Origin of the sequence: Peribacillus sp. YIM B13481 (assembly GCF_042787985.1) — a bacterium.
GTDB lineage: Bacteria > Bacillota > Bacilli > Bacillales > DSM-1321 > Peribacillus > Peribacillus simplex_A.
This window is the reverse complement of the sequence record NZ_JBHZPE010000003.1, coordinates 149,763-167,667: the sequence shown is the minus strand read 5'-3', so window position 1 is coordinate 167,667 and position 17,905 is coordinate 149,763. Positions and strand designations below refer to the sequence as shown.

Annotated in this window: 19 protein-coding genes and 2 riboswitches; of the genes, 6 read left to right on the top strand and 13 right to left on the bottom strand. The window is 41.2% G+C overall.

The window, feature by feature from the left end:
• Positions 1-60 precede the first annotated feature (60 nt).
• Together ACFX4X_RS03865 and ACFX4X_RS03860 are read left to right on the top strand one after the other, a co-directional pair.
• Complete coding sequence (locus ACFX4X_RS03865; RefSeq protein WP_377381739.1) at positions 61-1,014, top strand: DUF1385 domain-containing protein; 954 nt, start codon at positions 61-63, stop codon at positions 1,012-1,014.
• 138 nt (positions 1,015-1,152) lie between these two features.
• Positions 1,153-1,527 (top strand): SA1362 family protein, encoded by a 375-nt coding sequence (locus ACFX4X_RS03860; protein ID WP_061464010.1) that lies wholly within the window; start codon positions 1,153-1,155, stop codon positions 1,525-1,527.
• A 21-nt stretch (positions 1,528-1,548) separates the two neighbouring features.
• Here the strand turns inward: ACFX4X_RS03860 and ACFX4X_RS03855 are convergent, their stop codons facing one another.
• Positions 1,549-2,430 (bottom strand): patatin-like phospholipase family protein, encoded by an 882-nt coding sequence (locus ACFX4X_RS03855; protein WP_061464011.1) that lies wholly within the window; start codon positions 2,428-2,430, stop codon positions 1,549-1,551.
• 83 nt (positions 2,431-2,513) lie between these two features.
• Positions 2,514-3,539, bottom strand: a complete 1,026-nt coding sequence (gene splB / locus ACFX4X_RS03850) for a spore photoproduct lyase (RefSeq protein ID WP_377381736.1) — start codon at positions 3,537-3,539, stop codon at positions 2,514-2,516.
• A gap of 136 nt (positions 3,540-3,675) precedes the next feature.
• Here splB and ACFX4X_RS03845 point away from each other — a divergent pair, with 136 nt between their 5' ends.
• Positions 3,676-3,861, top strand: a complete 186-nt coding sequence (locus ACFX4X_RS03845; protein ID WP_061464013.1) for a hypothetical protein — start codon at positions 3,676-3,678, stop codon at positions 3,859-3,861.
• A 131-nt stretch (positions 3,862-3,992) separates the two neighbouring features.
• Here ACFX4X_RS03845 and ACFX4X_RS03840 read toward each other — a convergent pair whose 3' ends face one another.
• Both ACFX4X_RS03840 and ACFX4X_RS03835 read right to left on the bottom strand, forming a co-directional pair.
• Positions 3,993-6,563, bottom strand: a complete 2,571-nt coding sequence (locus ACFX4X_RS03840) for a vitamin B12-dependent ribonucleotide reductase (RefSeq protein ID WP_284470240.1) — start codon at positions 6,561-6,563, stop codon at positions 3,993-3,995.
• Positions 6,564-6,952: 389 nt separating this feature from the next.
• Positions 6,953-7,789, bottom strand: a complete 837-nt coding sequence (locus ACFX4X_RS03835) for a lipoate--protein ligase family protein (protein WP_377381733.1) — start codon at positions 7,787-7,789, stop codon at positions 6,953-6,955.
• 203 nt (positions 7,790-7,992) lie between these two features.
• Between ACFX4X_RS03835 and ACFX4X_RS03830 the strand changes: the two genes are divergently transcribed.
• Entirely contained in the window at positions 7,993-8,376 is a 384-nt protein-coding gene (locus tag ACFX4X_RS03830) for a rhodanese-like domain-containing protein (RefSeq protein ID WP_076365383.1), read from the top strand.
• 161 nt (positions 8,377-8,537) lie between these two features.
• Here the strand turns inward: ACFX4X_RS03830 and gcvPB are convergent, their stop codons facing one another.
• Genes gcvPB through gcvT form a run of 3 tightly spaced genes read right to left on the bottom strand, consistent with a single transcriptional unit; the run spans position 8,538 to position 12,458 of the window.
• Complete coding sequence (gene gcvPB, locus ACFX4X_RS03825; RefSeq protein WP_377381729.1) at positions 8,538-9,995, bottom strand: aminomethyl-transferring glycine dehydrogenase subunit GcvPB; 1,458 nt, start codon at positions 9,993-9,995, stop codon at positions 8,538-8,540.
• The gene (gene gcvPA / locus ACFX4X_RS03820) at positions 9,988-11,334 is read right to left on the bottom strand and encodes an aminomethyl-transferring glycine dehydrogenase subunit GcvPA (protein ID WP_061464018.1); all 1,347 of its coding nucleotides are present in this window, start codon (positions 11,332-11,334) and stop codon (positions 9,988-9,990) included. Before gcvPA ends, gcvPB begins: the two co-directional genes overlap by 8 nt.
• Positions 11,335-11,351: 17 nt before the next feature.
• Positions 11,352-12,458: a glycine cleavage system aminomethyltransferase GcvT gene (gene gcvT / locus ACFX4X_RS03815; RefSeq protein ID WP_377381726.1), complete on the bottom strand. Its 1,107-nt coding sequence runs from the start codon at positions 12,456-12,458 to the stop codon at positions 11,352-11,354.
• Between the two features lie 136 nt (positions 12,459-12,594).
• Positions 12,595-12,677: riboswitch (glycine riboswitch) on the bottom strand.
• A gap of 3 nt (positions 12,678-12,680) precedes the next feature.
• Positions 12,681-12,768, bottom strand: a riboswitch (glycine riboswitch).
• A 373-nt stretch (positions 12,769-13,141) separates the two neighbouring features.
• On the opposite strand from gcvT, the gene ACFX4X_RS03810 reads away from it, so the two are divergent.
• Together ACFX4X_RS03810 and ACFX4X_RS03805 are read left to right on the top strand one after the other, a co-directional pair.
• Positions 13,142-14,830 carry a DEAD/DEAH box helicase gene (locus ACFX4X_RS03810; protein ID WP_089361501.1) on the top strand — a complete coding sequence of 563 codons (1,689 nt, stop codon included), beginning with the start codon at positions 13,142-13,144 and terminating at the stop codon, positions 14,828-14,830.
• Positions 14,808-15,605, top strand: coding sequence for a YqhG family protein (locus ACFX4X_RS03805; RefSeq protein WP_284470236.1), 798 nt, complete (start codon positions 14,808-14,810; stop codon positions 15,603-15,605). The genes ACFX4X_RS03810 and ACFX4X_RS03805 overlap by 23 nt, the downstream gene beginning before the upstream one ends.
• Before the next feature lie 49 nt (positions 15,606-15,654).
• Here ACFX4X_RS03805 and ACFX4X_RS03800 read toward each other — a convergent pair whose 3' ends face one another.
• The 6 genes from ACFX4X_RS03800 to comGC all read right to left on the bottom strand — a co-directional run bounded on the left by ACFX4X_RS03800 (position 15,655) and on the right by comGC (position 17,854).
• Positions 15,655-15,840, bottom strand: coding sequence for a YqzE family protein (locus tag ACFX4X_RS03800; protein WP_061464022.1), 186 nt, complete (start codon positions 15,838-15,840; stop codon positions 15,655-15,657).
• A gap of 123 nt (positions 15,841-15,963) precedes the next feature.
• Positions 15,964-16,350 (bottom strand): competence type IV pilus minor pilin ComGG, encoded by a 387-nt coding sequence (comGG, locus tag ACFX4X_RS03795; RefSeq protein WP_061464023.1) that lies wholly within the window; start codon positions 16,348-16,350, stop codon positions 15,964-15,966.
• Positions 16,343-16,822 carry a competence type IV pilus minor pilin ComGF gene (gene comGF, locus ACFX4X_RS03790; RefSeq protein ID WP_061464024.1) on the bottom strand — a complete coding sequence of 160 codons (480 nt, stop codon included), beginning with the start codon at positions 16,820-16,822 and terminating at the stop codon, positions 16,343-16,345. The genes comGG and comGF overlap by 8 nt, the downstream gene beginning before the upstream one ends.
• Positions 16,770-17,108, bottom strand: coding sequence for a hypothetical protein (locus tag ACFX4X_RS03785; RefSeq protein ID WP_089361505.1), 339 nt, complete (start codon positions 17,106-17,108; stop codon positions 16,770-16,772). Before ACFX4X_RS03785 ends, comGF begins: the two co-directional genes overlap by 53 nt.
• Positions 17,095-17,553, bottom strand: a complete 459-nt coding sequence (gene comGD / locus ACFX4X_RS03780) for a competence type IV pilus minor pilin ComGD (protein WP_284470234.1) — start codon at positions 17,551-17,553, stop codon at positions 17,095-17,097. Before comGD ends, ACFX4X_RS03785 begins: the two co-directional genes overlap by 14 nt.
• Positions 17,546-17,854 (bottom strand): competence type IV pilus major pilin ComGC, encoded by a 309-nt coding sequence (gene comGC, locus ACFX4X_RS03775; RefSeq protein ID WP_284472032.1) that lies wholly within the window; start codon positions 17,852-17,854, stop codon positions 17,546-17,548. Before comGC ends, comGD begins: the two co-directional genes overlap by 8 nt.
• Between the last annotated feature and the right edge of the window lie 51 nt (positions 17,855-17,905).

Below are 17,905 nucleotides of genomic sequence, written 5' to 3'. Positions count from 1 at the left end.
TAATAAACATGTTAGCACCCAAGAGAGAGCTACGTGAATAACTATTAGGTTGGTGTAGAAATGTCTGAGGTCCAAAAACCCGTTTATGGAGGGCAGGCTGTTGTGGAAGGCGTCATGTTTGGCGGTAAACATCACACAGTCACTGCGGTACGCCGCAAAGATTCAACGATTGTATATTATCATCTGCCGCGTGAAACGAAACCTGTTGTCAACCGCTTAAAAAAAGTACCGTTTCTAAGGGGTCTCGTATCACTGATACAGTCAAGTGCCATCGGTTCAAAACATCTGAACTTTTCCACTGAACAGTATGAAGAAGAAGAAGGGGAAAAGCGGGACGAAAAGAAAAAAGAAACTAAAGAATCTTCTAAATTAAGTGTATGGCTTGGAGTTGCCGTAATCGGTGTCCTTTCCTTCCTATTCGGGAAGCTGCTTTTCACTTTGATTCCCGTATTTCTTGCCGAATTGACAAGACCCATCTTCAGCGGCCATATGGCCCAGGTTTTAATCGAAAGCTTGTTCAAGTTGATATTATTGCTGGTATACATTTACTTAGTATCCATGACTCCATTGATCAAGCGGGTCTTTCAGTATCACGGTGCAGAGCATAAGGTGATCAATTGCTTTGAAAGCGGAAAAGAATTGACCGTAGCAAATGTGCAGGCAAGTTCACGCCTTCATTATCGCTGTGGCAGCAGCTTTATTTTATTTACAGTCATTGTTGGCATGTTTGTCTATATGCTTGTTCCAATCGATCCATTATGGCTCCGTGTCGTGGATCGCGTTTTGCTTATCCCCGTAGTGCTTGGCATAGCCTTCGAGGTATTGCAGTTGACCAACAAAGTAAGAGATATTCCAATTCTGCGTTACCTTGGCTATCCTGGCCTTTGGCTTCAGTTATTGACAACCAAAGCCCCTACCGACGATCAAGTCGAAGTTGCATTGGCATCCTTCCATGAACTGTTGAGGATGGAAAAAAAGACCGAAAAAGGTTTAGAATCCGATGTTATTGTGTAAAACACCTATACACATTTTGATGATGAAAAGTCATATACTAAATTAAGGGAATAATCTTCATTAATTTCTAGTATTTTACATGGGTAATGTTTAAAATAAGCAAAAAATGCTTATGATGCTCTTAAGGAGGTGTCTTTGTTGAAACGTTTCATATCTTTCATGATATACGGAATCATCGCCCTCGGAGTCCTCGGACTAATGAGCCGACTATTTAATGACCCGATTGGCTTTTTTAGAAACATTCTCATAATAGCCATTGTCGCAGGGATTATTTATATGATTTATACCGGATTAACAAAGGGAAAACCAGTAAAAAAAGAGCAGCAAGCATTCCGAAAGGCTGCACGCCAATCGAAAAAAAGGCTAAAAAACCGAACTTCGAAAAAGGATAATGTGGCTAGCTTTTCTGCAGCAAAATCATCAAAAAAAATAAAAGTGAGAAAGAAAACGGATAGTCACTTAACCGTCATTGAAGGAAAAAAGAATAAAAAGAAAAATCGGGCTTCTTTTTAAGAGCCCGATTTTTTATGATTATTAATATGACCATCTCTTAAGGAATTCTTTCGTACACTGTCTGCCCTGATTCATCAATTCTCCCTTTTTTTCATCATTCAGATTGAAATCCATTGCAGATATTCCCCTCATCGGGATAAATACAATATTCTGGACGTGTTTCTTGGAAATATAACGTGCATCATGGGCATCTTTCATCGTTTTGAATAGTGCGGAGAACAATTCAAGCGCATTATCCACCACATGCGGTTTCCATATCTCATCGACACTTAGTCGCAAGCCTATGACCGGCCGTTCCTTTCTTACATGATCTGAATTGAATAACCACATTGGAAAATTGCTTAACACACCTCCATCAACAAAAAGGACCCTGCTTTTTCCGACATCAAGTTTGACTGGCTCAAAGAAATAGGGGATGCTACAACTCATTCTTACTGCCTTTGCCACTGGAAAAGTCATCGGATCAATTCCATAGTTAGATAAATCATCAGGCAGTACCACCAATTTCCCATGTGTAATGTCAGAGGTTATGATACGGAGAGATTTCGGCCGAACATCCTTAAAGGTGACTACATTCCTTTCGGCAAGTTTAGCGGCAATCCATGCTTCCAAAGCGTCACCTTTATAAAGGCCCAGTTTCCAGTATAAAAGGAGCCACTTGGCAAGCGGGATAGGCAAAAGACCACGCCTTTTATCCAGCATGCCGATTAAATCTATATCAAGAAAAAGCTGTTCCATTTCTTTTCCTGTGTACCCAGCGGCTACGAAAGCTGCAATTATGGAACCTGCACTTGTACCGGCTGTCCTATGGAATACAAATCCTCGCTCCTCTAATTCCTGCAGGGCACCCACTAAACCGTAGCCTTTTATCCCACCTCCGGAAAAAACGCCGTCAATAATCATAGCTGCCCTCCCCTAATCCGGTCTTTACATTTCTAAGCAGGATTAGAGCGATTTATGACAGTTTTATATGGAAAATGCCTTCATCAGGTAAAATACTGAATTTCCGCTTTAGGGAAAAATTCCGCTATATACCCACGAATGGTCGTTTCCAGTTCTGCGGCTTCTTCGGTTTGGTAAACATATTTGCCAATTCCATATCGGCCCCATTTATATTTGCGCTTCGTTTCGTCCAGTTCCAATTTTGTTTTCGGATAGTTTTTTTGAATTACTTTTTTAGCAGGGCCCGTAAATCGATGCTGGATTAGTTCAAAAGTCAAGTCAGGGATATCCACCCCTTTTAACGCCTCACTTAACCGTTCGAATAATTCATGGTAGCCCTCCTTCCATGCTTCATGACGATATATTGGAGCTACGATAAAACCTAAGGGATACCCGGCACCTGCCACTTTACGTGCCGCTTCCATTCTTTCCTCGAAACTCGAAGTTCCGGGCTCGAAATTCTTTATTACGTAACGTGAATTTATACTGAACCGAAATCTCGTTTTTCCATTATGTTCAGCATCCAACAGGTGGTCGACATGATGAAATTTAGTTACGAACCTTAAAACCCCATATTCACTTTTTCCAAAATACTCTATAGCCCTTTTTAACGAATGTGTCAAATGATCAATTCCAACGATATCTGACGTACAGGCCGCCTCAAAACGAGTAATATCAGGCTTTCTCTCATTGATATATTTTTCAGCTGCCTCAAAAATCTCCTCGAGATTCACATATGTCCTAATGTATGGCTTTGTTCCGAGTGTCGTCTGTAAATAACAATAATGACAATGCCCCATACATCCGGTAGCAAGAGGGATGGCATATTCAGCAGATGGCTTTGAAGAATCGAATTTCAATGTTTTTCTGATGCCCACCACAAGCGTCGACTTGGCGACACGATATTTTTGCTGATCATTTTCTCCAGGAAGATCCCTAATTTGGTTATGTGATGTTGTCTCACGGATTTCAATATTCAAATCCTCGAATTTCTTTTTCAATTCCCGGCCAAGCGGGTATTCCAATGCCCTAGGCTCGATATATACTAACTGTGGCATAAATGGTTTCATTTCGTTCTCCATTCTTTTAAGGATTTGTTCATACTTTCAATCGAACTAGACAATCTTATTAATAAGGATAGTTTTTCTTTATTCTGTTATCCTCATGATTGTTTTTAATTGGAAATCCAAATGAAGGAGATGCAAAATGGCTAATAAACGAGAATTCTTGACAAACGGGATGGGGAAACAAACGATTACCGTCCAAACAGATAATAAATATCCTAATCCTAGGAATATCCCTGGAGACTCGGTCGATGAATTTTCGGTATTGAAGGATGGAAACCAATACCTGGCCGAAAAGGAAATAGGCCAACAAAATGAAAATGGTTGAATGAACTTAAAAGAGAAAGCCGGATTCGGCTTTCTCTTTTAATAAGTTTAAAATCTACTCGCCCGATCTATTTAAAAAAAAGCCGTTAAGATTAGCTTTTCAGCACACTTAACGACTTCCCTTCTAATAGCTTATAGCCCACATTTTAATTGTGCTCCGCAATTCGTGCAAGTATTACATCCGCCCATTTCCTGGACTTCGCCTTTACGGCAGACCGGGCAAGTATTGCCCACTTCCGACCCAATCGTAACATTCGTCGAACGCAGTTCATTTATCGTATCGACCAATACGACTTTTTTCTTTACTTCCACATCTGTCAATTCGTCCATTTCAAGCTGCTCGTCCATTTGGTTTTCTTCCGCTTTGAGCGTGAGAACCTGACTGTCACGGCTGCCATCCACATATACTGTACCGCCTTTTGCTCCGCCTTTATATAGACGTTCATATACTTTTTCAACTTGTTCGACAGTATATCCTTTTGGAGCATTGACCGTTTTACTGATCGAGCTGTCAATCCAGCGTTGAATGATACATTGAACATCTGCATGGGCTTCAGGAGCTAATTCCATAGCGGAAATGAACCATTTTGGAAGCTCTTCTGGATCAGCTTCTGGATGACGGTCCAAGTATTCCTGAACAATATCAGCCTTAACTTCAATGAATTTGCCAAGACGGCCACTGCGGAAATACGTGAAGGAAAAATATGGTTCAAGACCTGTTGATACCCCAACCATCGTTCCTGTGCTTCCTGTAGGAGCCACTGTCAATAAATGAGAGTTACGGATGCCATATGCAGCAACGCTTTCCCTGATATCTTCCGGCATTTTTTCCATAAATCCAGTTTGTGTGAAACGTGTTCTAAGCTCATCGGTTTCTTTATCCGTTGATCCGATCAGGAACGGGAAACTGCCTTTTTCTTTAGCAAGTTCCACGGATGCCTTATAAGCTGTAGTCGCAATCGTTTCAAACACCTTGTCAACCAGAATATTTCCTTCTTCAGATCCGTATTCCGTTTCACAGTAGATCAACAGGTCATGCAGACCCATTACACCAAGTCCAACCCGTCGCTCGCCCAGTGCCTGTTTTTTGTTTTCATCCAAGAAATAAGGAGTTGCGTCAATGACATTGTCCTGCATACGCACACCGACTTCGACGGTCTGCTTAAGTTTCTCGAAATTAACGGTTTTGCTATCTTTATCAGCCATTTCAGCCAAATTGACAGCAGCAAGGTTACATACTGAATATGGGGCCAATGGCTGTTCGCCACATGGGTTCGTAGCTACGACCTGTTGACCGTAGGCTTTGGCGTTTGTCATTTCATTAGCATTATCGATAAAGAAAATACCTGGTTCTGCAGAGTATGTTGCACAAATGTTTATTAAGTTCCAAAGTTCTTTAGCCCGGATTTTACGGTAAACACGGACTTTGTGCCCCATTTCCTCCCATTTACGAACATCACCGACTTTATGCCATTCTTGATTATAAGTAGCCATTTCTTCGGCATCATAGCTTTCAACATCAGGAAAACGCAATTCGTATTCCGCATCTTGTTCTGCCGCTTCCATAAATTCCTTTGTCAAGCATATCGAGATGTTGGCGCCCGTAAGAAATTCAGAATTATGGACACTGTACGTTCCGCCTGTACGGATCTTTTCCTCTGCATCCCTAATGATTTTTTCGCTAAATCCACCTAGACCGGGAATTTCCTTATAGTTGATGATTCCTTGATACATAGCCGTTTCCTGTTCGGTGTGCGGCGTGAATTTCAATTTATCCGTTGCATATTTCTTGATTGCTTCATCTTTAGTGTTTTCCACTAGGTATCGAAGGATCCTTGGATTTTGCATTTTAGAAATGATGAATTCTGCAATATCCGGATGCCAATCAGCCAGCATGATCATTTGTGCACCGCGTCTGCTACCGCCCTGTTCAACAAGATGCGTCAATTTCGCGATATCATCAAGCCATGATACTGAACCAGAGGATTTTCCATTAACCCCTTTGGCCAAAGTGTTTCTTGGACGCAGTGTCGATCCGTTCGTACCCACTCCGCCTCCGCGGCTCATGATTTCCATCACTTGTTTCCTATGTTCTGAAATCCCCTCACGTGAATCCGGTACGAATGGCATCACATAGCAGTTGAAATAAGTAACATCCGTATTGGAACCCGCACCATATAATACGCGTCCTGCCGGAACAAAATTAAGGTTCTTTAGTTCTTCATAGAATTTATTGAACCATTCCGTTCTTTTTTCTTCCGTGGTTTCCACTGAAGCCAAGCCCGTTGCATTACGTTTCGCAATTTGTTCATAGTATATTTCAAGCGGCTTTTCGATAATATCCAGCGGACGGTTTACAATCCCCGTCTCCACTTCTTCCGGATTATCCAATACGCCACGGAATTCTTCATCCACCAATACTTTGGCTTTTTTCGTTTCCCAATCTATTTCAACGATGTAACCGAGACCCCTTGCCGGGAATTTCGGATCTTCCTTAATCGTCAACACTACGAAATCGCCTGCCGAGAGTGTGATTTTTTCAGTATCCTTAAAAGAATAGCGGTCAAGCATGACTAGACGGGACACGCCCTTATGCGCCATTTTCATATCAGCAGTTACAGGGTGAACCTGGGGAAATAAAGAAATATCCTTATTCAACCTTTCTAGATCAACCTTTAAAGCTTCTTTTATTACAACCGACATAATTCCCTCTCCTTTATATGTTTCAAGATCCGTTCTTGCTGCCGCAAATCTATATGTAGCCTTACATGTCCGTTTCGCTTAACAAGTACCCTAAATTTATCATAGCGAAACCCAAAAATCAACATATAGTGTCGCATTAAATATTTCAACTACTATATATTGTGTTTGTTTTGAATAACATTTAATTTTGTCAAACGATAAATCAATTAATATAGTTAGCAAAAGGGAGGAAAATGTCGATTTATAATAATTTTTCATCAGATTTCAATTAATTTGGACCTTGCTTTTTCCCCATGCCTTTTAGGGCTTATCCCTGCAAGGAATAGCTTATTTGGTCAAACAAATCTGAAAAAACTTTTTTATTATCCACTTTAATTATCCTGCTTTTTCTATCTCATGAAATTCCATTCATCGCTTTCATATTTGCTTTCTGCAATGGCCTTCACTTCCTGCAATTGCTTTTCAGTTAGGACGTATGGCTCTAACTCGATCGAAAGTCCTTCGGCAAAACCTTTTTCAAAAGCTTCTTTCGCTTCAGGGATGGTAACCTTTCTTCCGGCAATGTCATTTATGGCCACAGCTTTATTTTTTAAGCTTTTTTGCATTCTCTCCTTAACCCTGTCATTTGAGAATTTAAATACGCTAAAGAGCTTATCATCATCAAGTTCAAGCAAAATGGAACCGTGCTGAAGGATGACGCCCTTTTGCCTGGTTTGAGCGCTGCCAGCGACCTTCCTGCCCTCGACGACCAGTTCATACCAGCTTGGAGCATCAAAGCAGACGGAAGACCTGGGCGTTTTTAAAGCTGCTTTTTCCTGATCGGTTCTAGGCACGGCAAAATAAGCATCCAATCCCAGATTCCTGAACCCCATTAATATTCCTTCAGAAATGACACGATATGCTTCAGTAACGGTAGTTGGCATCCCCGGATAGGATTCTGGAACGATTACACTATAAGTCAATTCATGCTCGTGCAGTACCGCTCGTCCTCCTGTTGGTCTGCGAACAAAACCAAGGCCCTGCCTTTTGACCTCTTCCATATCGATTTCCGCTTCTGCCTTTTGAAAATAACCAATCGACAATGTCGCTGGGTCCCAACCGTAAAAGCGTATGATTGGCGGAATTTCCCCTTTGCTTTGCCAGTTTAGCAGTACTTCGTCCAGCGCCATATTAAACGCCGGTGAACAATATCCAGAATCTATAAAACCCCATTTTTCTTTAGTCATCCTTACCCCTCGTTTCAATAGACTGTTTTTCAATACCCCACAAAAAACTCACATGTAGTAGTTTAACAGACTTTAACACTCTAAAAAAGAAAGTGCTATCAAGTCGATGAAGAATTTGATGAAAATTCTTTTTGATTATTGGGTAAAGCAATTATATAATAAAGATTGTCTGTATTCGTTAAGGTAGAAGGGAGTTTTTATGTTTGGAAATATTATATACACTGCTCATCATCTTAGGAGTGGTTATTGCGTATTCACTTTTTAATTGGTACCGCCAGCGTAAAATCGTTAAAACATTAACACAGGACGAATTTATCGCTAACTACAGAAAAGTGCAGCTAATCGATGTGCGGGAACCGAATGATTTCGATAATGGTCATATCTTAGGCGCAAGAAACATCCCTATGACGCAAATGAAAACCCGCTTGGTCGAAATTAGGCCGGACAAGCCTGTATATTTGTACGCTCAAAGCGAAATCATCAGCGGAAGAGCTGCAGCCATGCTATACAAAAAGGGCTACAGGGAACTTTTTCACTTAAAGGGCGGTTTCAAGATGTGGACCGGGAAAATCAAAGCAAAGAAATAAGACCCCATCTCCGCATGGGCTCTTTTAAATTAAAAAGCCTTCATATGCATCATGCGGGCTCTAGGAAAATGAAAGTTAACTGTTCGACTTTAATGAATTCTTACATAAACATGAAAAATCCCCGCCGGCAGGCAGGGATTTTTTTCGTGTAAGCTATCAGTCTATGCTTGATAACGCAGAATAGGTTTTCTTGCAGCAAGAGTTTCATCAAGCCGCTTAATAACGGTTGTATGCGGAGCTTCCTGAACGATTTCCGGGGTTTCTTCCGCTTCCTTGGCAATCTGGATCATTGCATCGATGAATGCATCCAGCGTTTCTTTTGACTCGGTTTCAGTCGGTTCTATCATCATTCCTTCTTCCACGTTCAACGGGAAGTAAATGGTTGGAGGATGATACCCGAAATCCAGCAATCTTTTTGCTATATCGAGGGTCCTTACCCCTAATTTCTTTTGCCTGCGTCCGCTTAATACGAATTCATGCTTACAATGACGATTATATGGTAAGTCAAAAAATGGTTCCAACCTACGCATCATATAATTGGCATTGATGACCGCATTCTCTGTGACGGCTTTAAGGCCATCAGGACCCATTGAACGAATGTACGTATAAGCTCTAACATTTATCCCGAAGTTCCCATAGTATGGTTTTACCCTGCCAATGGATTGCGGGCGATCATAATCAAGAACGAATTGCTCATCTTGTTTAACAACAAGCGGTTTAGGCAAGTAGGGAATCAAATCCGACTTTACCCCTACAGGGCCGGAACCCGGACCGCCGCCGCCATGCGGACCTGTGAATGTTTTATGGAGATTTAAGTGAACCACATCAAAGCCCATATCACCCGGGCGTGCTTTTGATAGGACTGCATTCAGATTGGCTCCGTCATAGTAAAGCTTTCCACCGGCATCATGGACAAGTTGTGCCATTTCCAAAATGTTCTCTTCAAACAATCCCAATGTATTGGGGTTCGTCAGCATCAAGGCCGCCGTATCCGGTCCGACAACACGCTTTAAATCTTCAAGGTCGACTAACCCATTTTCATCGGACTTCACTGTAATCGTTTCAAGTCCGGCAACAGTTGCAGATGCAGGATTCGTACCGTGTGCAGAATCAGGTACGATCACTTTCGTCCGTTCTGTATCGCCATTCGCTTCGTGAAAAGCGCGAATCATCATCAACCCTGTCCATTCACCGTGTGCACCTGCTGCAGGTTGTAATGTCACTAGATCCATCCCTGTGATTTCCGTTAAATGTTCCTGCAAATCAAATAATAGTTCCAAGGCTCCCTGGACTGTAGTCGGGTCTTGATATGGATGGATATGGGCGAAACCGTTATAGCGTGCCACATTTTCATTTATTTTCGGATTATATTTCATCGTGCATGAACCCAGCGGATAAAAACCCGAATCCACCCCATGATTCCGTTTGGAAAGTGCTGTATAGTGACGCATGATATCCAGTTCGGACACCTCAGGAAGCTCTGCCTCTACTTCACGGATGTAGTCGGCAGGAAGAATTTCTTCGAGCGGAATAGTTGCAACATCCATTTCTGGCAGACTGTACCCGATTCGACCGGAAGTGCTGATTTCAAAAATGAGTGATTGATCTTGATTATTCATGTTGATCCCCCAATTCCTGCGCAAGTGCATCGATTTCTTCTTTTGTTCTAAGTTCCGTTACCGCAACCAGCATATGGTCTTTCAGCTCAGGATAAACCGTCCCTAAATCGAAGCCGCCAATCATCCCTTTTTCAAAAAGGTTTTTATTGATTTCTGAAAACGAAGCAGGCAGTTTAATGACAAATTCATTAAACGAAGGACCGTCGAACATCACTTCTATCCCTTTTGCCTTTATAGCTTTTTTCGCATAGTGCGCTTTTTGAATATTTTGCACGGCCATTTCTTTGACACCCTTTTTCCCAAGCGCCGTCATTGCAACAGAAGCTGCCAAGGCATTCAACGCTTGATTGGAACAAATGTTGGATGTGGCCTTATCACGGCGAATGTGCTGCTCACGAGCTTGAAGTGTCAACACAAACCCCCTTTTTCCATTTTCATCCACCGTTTGACCGACGAGCCGGCCCGGAACTTTCCGAACAAGTTTATTAGTAACGGCAAAATATCCACAATGAGGTCCCCCAAATGCCGCTGGAATGCCGAATGGCTGAGCATCTCCCGTTACGATATCTGCACCGAGTGAACCTGGGGGTGTCAAAGCCCCCAGTGCAAGCGGATTACTGGAAACGATAAACATGGACTTGACGCCATGAATGATTTCTTCCATTTCTTTCAATGGCTCTATCCGGCCAAAAAAATTCGGATATTGCACAATCACTCCTGCAATGTCATCATTCATTAATTCCTTTAAAGCAGCCATGTCCGTCACACCGTCTTTATAAGGAATTTCAATCACTTCCACGCGTTGCCCTTTGGCATATGTCTTCACAACTTCTCTTGATTCAGGATGAACTGCTCCTGAAATGAGAATCTTCTTGCGCCGTGTCTGACCTGAAGCAAGCATGGCCGCCTCAGCCAGCGAAGTCCCGCCGTCATACATGGAGGAGTTAGCTACATCCATACCCGTCAATTCACAAATCATCGTTTGATATTCAAAGATGGCTTGCAGCTCACCCTGTGAAATTTCGGGCTGATAGGGAGTATAAGCCGTATAAAATTCAGAACGGGAAAGAACGTGATCGACGATGACCGGTGCATAATGGTCATAGACACCCGCACCAAGGAAGGAAGCATAATTTTTAAGATCCGCATTCTTGGCAGCAAGCCTTGATAATTCTTTCATTAATGCAGGTTCCGATTTAGCAGGCTTGATATCGTATTCTCCTTGAAAGCGAACACTTTCAGGGATATCATTGAAAAGTTCTTCAACAGCAGGTACCCCTATAACTTCCAGCATTTCTTGTTTATCTTGCTCTGTCATGGGTAAATAACGATGTTTCATCTAATGACCATTCCCCTCTATTTACGTGGTTTTTTATAAAAAGGTGTTTGTATTATAACGGCTTTCAAACGTTTGGAACGGATTTCCACTTCAATTTCCGCATCCAGCACCGAATATTCCTTATCGATAAGTACCAATCCTACGTTTTTCTTCAACGTTGGTGATTGGGTACCAGTCGTGACCTCCCCAATGACTTTGTCCCCGCTGTAGACCTTATACCCATGACGAGGAATGCCACGGTCAATCATTTCAATTCCCACAAGCTTCCGGGGTGCCCCTTTCTCCTTTTGTTCAGCAAGAACGGCTTTCCCGAAAAAATCGGCTTCCTTATCCACTTTTACCGCAAAACCAATCCCGGCTTCTATTGGAGTAATGTCCGCTGAAAGCTCCTGCCCATACAGCGGCAGTTTCGCTTCAAAACGCAGGGTATCACGAGCACCTAAACCAATCGGCTGTATCCCTTCTTCCTTTCCGGCATCCATTATCGCCTTCCAAAGGGCAGGGCCGTTTTCACTGTCGCTATATATTTCAAAACCATCTTCACCAGTATATCCAGTACGGGATACCAACGTGGAGATACCATTTATCATGACATTCTCCTTGAACTTGAAAAATCCAATTTCACTTAAGGCAGTATTTTCTGAAAGTTTTTGCAATATCTTCTCTGCAGATGGTCCTTGAAGTGCTAGCTGTATATAGTCACTCGATACATTCGTAATTTGGGCATCTTCCGTTAGATTAGCTTGCAGCCAATCGAAATCTTTTTCTGTATTCGCTGCATTGACCACGAGCAGATAGTCGTCTTCCGCCCTTTTATAAACGATGAGATCATCAACCGTCCCGCCGTTTTCATAACACATGGCCGAATATTGGGCACCGCCCGTTTGCAGCTTTGATATATCATTAGTCAGCATCTTCTGTAAAAAGGAAAGGCTCCCAGGACCCTTAACATCAACTTCCCCCATATGCGATACATCGAACAGACCCGCTTTTGTACGTACGGCTTCATGTTCGTCCTTTATACCCGAAAATTGGACAGGAAGTTCCCAGCCGCCAAAATCAATCGTTTTCCCTCCGTATTCACGATAAACCTCAAATAGTGGTGTTCTTTTTAAATTGGTCAAAAAATGACCCCCCTCAGATTTTTTAAAATTAAATTGGCTTCATTATCAAAGCTTTTTGTCCTTACGCATCAGATATTCTGATTCATGATGTGAAAAAAGCACAAAAAAGGACAGAGAAAGCCCGTTTGAGCTTTTTCTCTGTCCTGAAACCTGAAAGTTTACCTATATAATAGGTTTTCCCCTTTGGTGGCCGTCCCAAACGGGCGGCGCTCTCCAGAGTTGCGTCCAATAAGAGTTCTTTTGCCTGAGAGATTCACTGCTAAGTTTGCTCCTTCGGCGCTACATCCGTAGTCTCTCCCCTTATCTTCACCCGCATATTATGGTCTACCAATGAAATTAAGCGAATAAGCCCCACCCATTAGTAAAACCTTTGAGCATCATAGAATGCATTCTCTGCCAAATCTCCAAAAACTCCAGAAAAACGTTTAAATGATCTCCTTCGGTAATCATGGATAAAGCAGGTACCTATAGCCCATACTAAGAAAACGCGAACTGCAAAATCGATACAAAAATTCTTTTTAGCGTTTGGAAATTGGAATTTTCTAAATATACTTATATCCTACCCTAAGAAACTTATCTCTGCAATATCTTTTGAAGAGAAATATTTTTCTTACTTCACATATGAAATGTTCGGTTTTTGACCTTATATTAAGGAATTTATGATTTAAGAGGGAGTTATTTCTATGAAAATCAATATATCCTTCAATTCTGAATGGAATGACGAGTTTTTACAAAAAGTGGAAAATGATGGTCCATGGGGAAATTGGGAGCTTTATAAGTTGGCGGTTAAAATGGAGGAAAATCTCATCATTCCTGATTTTGAAGGTTTACAGGCACCCAAGCACCTTCCTCAGTTAACCCCGCTTCCCCATCAATTGGAAGCTGCAAAGCAAGTGGTGGAAAAGATGAATGGAAAGGCCATTTTAGCAGATGAAGTAGGTCTCGGAAAAACAATTGAAGCCGGCTTGATCCTAAAGGAGTATATGATCAGAGGCCTTGTAAAGAAGGTATTGATCCTTGTACCAGCTTCCCTTGTAACACAATGGGCTTTTGAATTGAATACGAAGTTTCATATTCCGGCAGTCGTTCAGAGAAAAAGTTATGTATGGGACTCCTGTGATGTGGTCATTTCATCCATTGATACAGCGAAACGCGCTCCACATCGTGATATCATTTTCAATCAGGAATATGACTTCATCATCATTGATGAAGCTCATAAACTTAAAAATAATAAGACGAAGAACTATGAATTCGTCCAAAATCTGAAAAAGAAATTTTGTTTACTCCTGACAGCTACTCCCATTCAAAATAAAGTCGAGGAAATTTTTCACCTCGTTTCGTTATTAAAACCAGGCCACTTGGGAAATGCCTCACTCTTTTCGGAAAAATATAAAGGGAAAGGCCGGAACATAATTGAAGATGAACACCTAAAGGAATTGGTCAACACTGTGATGATTCGAAACCGGCGGGCCGATACTGGTATTGAATGGACAAAAAGGCATGTGGAAACCATCACCATTGAATTTTCTCCAACCGAGCAGGCATTGTACGATGCAGTTTCAAAATTCAAACCTATTTCTGATGGAACAAAAGGAAGCGCCTTTTCAGCTCTCACTCTCCAAAGAGAAGCCTGCAGCAGCAGAGAGGCGGTCTTTTATACTTTAAAAAACATGAAAGCCAAATACGACCAGCCTACCCCTGACTTTTTGGCAAAGCTTGATGATTTATTTACAAAAGTGAATGAAACGGTTCAGAATTCAAAAGCTGAAAAAGCTTTGGAACTGATCAAGAAAATTGATGACAAAGTGATTATCTTTACCGAATACCGAGCTACTCAGCTTTATCTACAATGGTACCTTCAACAGAATGGAATTTCTTCAGTCCCATTCCGAGGCGGATTTAAACGTGGAAAGAAAGACTGGATGCGAGAATTATTCCAAAAGAAAATTCAGGTATTAATTGCAACAGAAGCTGGCGGGGAAGGGATAAACCTTCAGTTCTGCCATCACTTGATTAATTTTGACCTGCCATGGAACCCCATGAGGCTTGAACAAAGAATTGGGCGGATTCACCGCCTTGGACAGGAAGAGGATGTCAGGATTTATAACTTTGCCACGAAAAATACTGTTGAAGAACATATTCTAAAGTTACTATACGAAAAAATTAATTTATTTGAAAAAGTAATTGGTGAATTGGATGATATTCTAACCAAACTGGATATTAACAACATTGAAGAATATTTAATTGATGTGGTCGGCGAGTCCAAAACAGAGGGCGAAATGAAAATCAAGATGGATAATTTTTCATCGATGATCCAATTCGCTCAATCCATGAAGGAAGGTGAGGTTCATGCAGCAACAGGAAATTCATGATTTTTTAATAACTTACTTTAAAGCCAATGAATGTGAAATATTGGATAATAAACCAACCCACCTTACAGTTCAACTAACGATAGAAATGGATAAAGAATTAATGAACCGGCCCTTTTATTGGCACTACCTGGAAAAAACGGGTGGCATTCCGAACCCAGCCCAGATGACTTTCATTACCGATCCGGAACAAGCCCCACCCGACCTAAAGGGAGAAATGATTCATTTTGGCTCCCCTCGGCTCCATCAGATTATTCAATCAACAAAAAAGCTGGCAGGGTATACTAGACTTTTTGAGGATACTCCTCCATCAATGGGCGGGAATAATCCATTGTTTCCATGGCTTACCCTGAATGTGAAAATATCCTACCAATGCGATCGTAAAAAAGATACTTTTATGTCCATCGGATTGAATTTAATTTCGGGCGAGATCATGGAAGGATTTCACCATCGGGTTTTACCAATTAAGGTCACCCCAAAAATACCGGATTACTCGTTTACGCTTTCACCGCTCATCATGCCGAAAAGTGGATTGGCAAGACTGGATACATACATTAGAACGAGTTTCGAGAATGATGACCATTCTTGGGCGGAAGAAGCCATGCTGCGCTGGCAGAATGACTTGAACTTATTGGAGCATTTTTACAAGGACATGGACGAAAAAAGTGAGAGTTATTTTACCGAAAAAGAAGCATTAAAAGCTCAATACGAACCGAATATCCGAATATCCATCATCAACGGAGGTTTGTTTTACCTTTCAGATAGGGCGTTGGGATAGTAAAAACGATACTTAAAAAAACAGATATCCTAAGTTTAGGACATCTGTTTTATTTTTTGATATTTTTCCTTACGAACATCGACAAAGCAAAAGGGACAATGCCAAACCAATGGGATATACCATGATTTTTATCCTCTTTTCTATGACGGCGCTTTTCTTTTCGTTCTTTTTTGGTCAAATTAAAATACTCGACAAGCTGTTGCGTCAGATATTTAATATAAGCGTTTGTAGACATTTAAAATCACCCTATGCAAAGTATGCCCGGATAGCGCTTCTTTTAATCCTTCACTTGTTAGTTAAACACGTAAAATCGTTGAAAATGGGTCAGCGTTTTAAAAAGAGAGTTGATCTTTGAGTATTACATAGCCTGCTTTTCTATCCATTCTATCACTCTCCCCGCTTCTTTATCATATTGAATGATGACCCTGCCAACGCGGCCATTTTTAGTTGTGGAAGAAAATTCGAGATAGACGTAAGGACCGTCTTGCTTTGTTAAGGAATACCTCACCACACCATTTGGGTATGAGATTTCCCCCTGAATGATGTCCGGGATCACCTCCCCCAGCTCTTCCGTCACATCCTTAACGGCGAGATGTACAAGATGGTCGGCCACAAGCGATTCTTCCACTTCTTTATAAAACCTTTTATCGAGGATAAATTGATCGATCATCAATATCGTCAACATGATGAAAACACTTGCTACAATCATTACCATCGGGAAAACGACTCCTTTTTGATTATTCATCGACTTTCTTCACATTTTTAAAGAAAGGATGAAATCTTCGACTGAAAGTAGTCCCTGCTTTATCCGTTATATTTAAAACAATGACACCGCCATCCTTCTCGACCTGGAATTCCGAAATGTTCTGCAAGATGACCTCATGCCCCATACCATTCACTCGCCTTCGGACCTTATCCTCATATTGTTCAATGGATGATAATTGCTCACCTGAAAGCAAATATAATTTATTTCCCATTACATCCTGATCTATTGAACTCCGGACCTCCTGCTGCATTTGCATAGTAAAGACCTCCCACTCTTTAGGATGTAACTTGTCAATGGACCTCACCTGGGTATGAATGGTTGAAAAAAGTTCTAATACAAAAAGAGACGTCGTCATTAAGATCATTAAAGAAAAAAGCATTTCGATCATCGTAAAACCATCATTTTTTCGCAGCATCACAAATGGATTCATATTTACCAGATTCATCTTCATAACATACACACCCTTCAATCATCCCAGGGAAATCGCCATGGTCCCTCCATATCAATTCATAGGATTTTCTTCGGTAAATGATATCCTGTCCAACAGCTTGTATCTCCCCATCGATGAACGCCGTCAATCTTTCATATAATAAATGGTGGGCTTCTGTCCTTATGACAATATTTTTACGATGTGTCATCAACTCTTCAAGAATCGGTAAAATGGAAAGGACCACGAAAATACAAATGGAAAATGCGGCAATAATCTCAAGGTAGACGTAACCCTTACAATTTCTCAATCCTGAACCTCCCTTTACCGATATTGAGGACCAATTTGTACTTTCCTTTTGAAGTGTCAAGCATCATCGTTCCAGCTTTTGAAGCATTTCCATACTGATTAAAATGAAAGCTGAACCCTAATGTTCCACTTAAGAACTGTATATCCTCTGGTATGCTTCTCTCTAGAAGAGTTCCCTCCTTATAAGACGAAACACTATAAAACTTATTGGTATTATCAATATGGAGGTAAATCAAGCCCTCATGACTGATGGCATACTGTTGTGCGTAGAAAAGATCTTCATGGAATTGAGAAAGAAATAACCTGATTTCCATCCCTTTAGTGAAGCTTGGATATAAATTTGGGCTGATGGAAATCAGGAGTATAAAAATAACAAGGACAATAAGGGTTTCAGACAGGGTATACCCCCCATTGGAATGCCGTATATTAACTTCTCTCCTACTCAACGACCGTTACCTTTCCTTTGTTATCCAAACTAATATCATTCCCATTAGGGCAAGATGTCTGTTTGAGATAGCCTTGACTTTCCAATTCATCGATACTTACGGGCAGTTTAGCATTGTCGATCTCATATGCCTGAACCTGCGCTTGAGCCATCTTCACGAATGCTTCACACCCTTTAGACTGGATTGTAGATTGGTTCTTCGTGATATTTGGGATTGTTATAATCAAAAGAATAGATATTACAAGTAAAACAATAAGCATCTCAATTAGTGTAAAACCTCGTTCATTCATCATTTTCTTCATCATATCATCCTGCTCCTGAAACCATCTGACACCAGGTGATTTCAGAGCAAT

Coding starts and splice junctions, on each gene's coding strand:
- ACFX4X_RS03840 (WP_284470240.1), bottom strand. CDS start 6,563: ATGTCGGTTGTAATAAAAGAAGCTTTAAAGGTTGATCTAGAAAGGTTG.
- ACFX4X_RS03800 (WP_061464022.1), bottom strand. CDS start 15,840: ATGTCTACAAACGCTTATATTAAATATCTGACGCAACAGCTTGTCGAG.
- comGC (WP_284472032.1), bottom strand. CDS start 17,854: ATGAAGAAAATGATGAATGAACGAGGTTTTACACTAATTGAGATGCTT.
- splB (WP_377381736.1), bottom strand. CDS start 3,539: ATGAAACCATTTATGCCACAGTTAGTATATATCGAGCCTAGGGCATTG.
- ACFX4X_RS03845 (WP_061464013.1), top strand. CDS start 3,676: ATGGCTAATAAACGAGAATTCTTGACAAACGGGATGGGGAAACAAACG.
- ACFX4X_RS03835 (WP_377381733.1), bottom strand. CDS start 7,789: ATGACTAAAGAAAAATGGGGTTTTATAGATTCTGGATATTGTTCACCG.
- gcvPA (WP_061464018.1), bottom strand. CDS start 11,334: ATGAAACATCGTTATTTACCCATGACAGAGCAAGATAAACAAGAAATG.
- comGF (WP_061464024.1), bottom strand. CDS start 16,822: ATGAAGATGAATCTGGTAAATATGAATCCATTTGTGATGCTGCGAAAA.
- gcvPB (WP_377381729.1), bottom strand. CDS start 9,995: ATGAATAATCAAGATCAATCACTCATTTTTGAAATCAGCACTTCCGGT.
- comGG (WP_061464023.1), bottom strand. CDS start 16,350: ATGAATAATCAAAAAGGAGTCGTTTTCCCGATGGTAATGATTGTAGCA.
- ACFX4X_RS03855 (WP_061464011.1), bottom strand. CDS start 2,430: ATGATTATTGACGGCGTTTTTTCCGGAGGTGGGATAAAAGGCTACGGT.
- ACFX4X_RS03865 (WP_377381739.1), top strand. CDS start 61: ATGTCTGAGGTCCAAAAACCCGTTTATGGAGGGCAGGCTGTTGTGGAA.
- ACFX4X_RS03810 (WP_089361501.1), top strand. CDS start 13,142: ATGAAAATCAATATATCCTTCAATTCTGAATGGAATGACGAGTTTTTA.
- ACFX4X_RS03805 (WP_284470236.1), top strand. CDS start 14,808: ATGCAGCAACAGGAAATTCATGATTTTTTAATAACTTACTTTAAAGCC.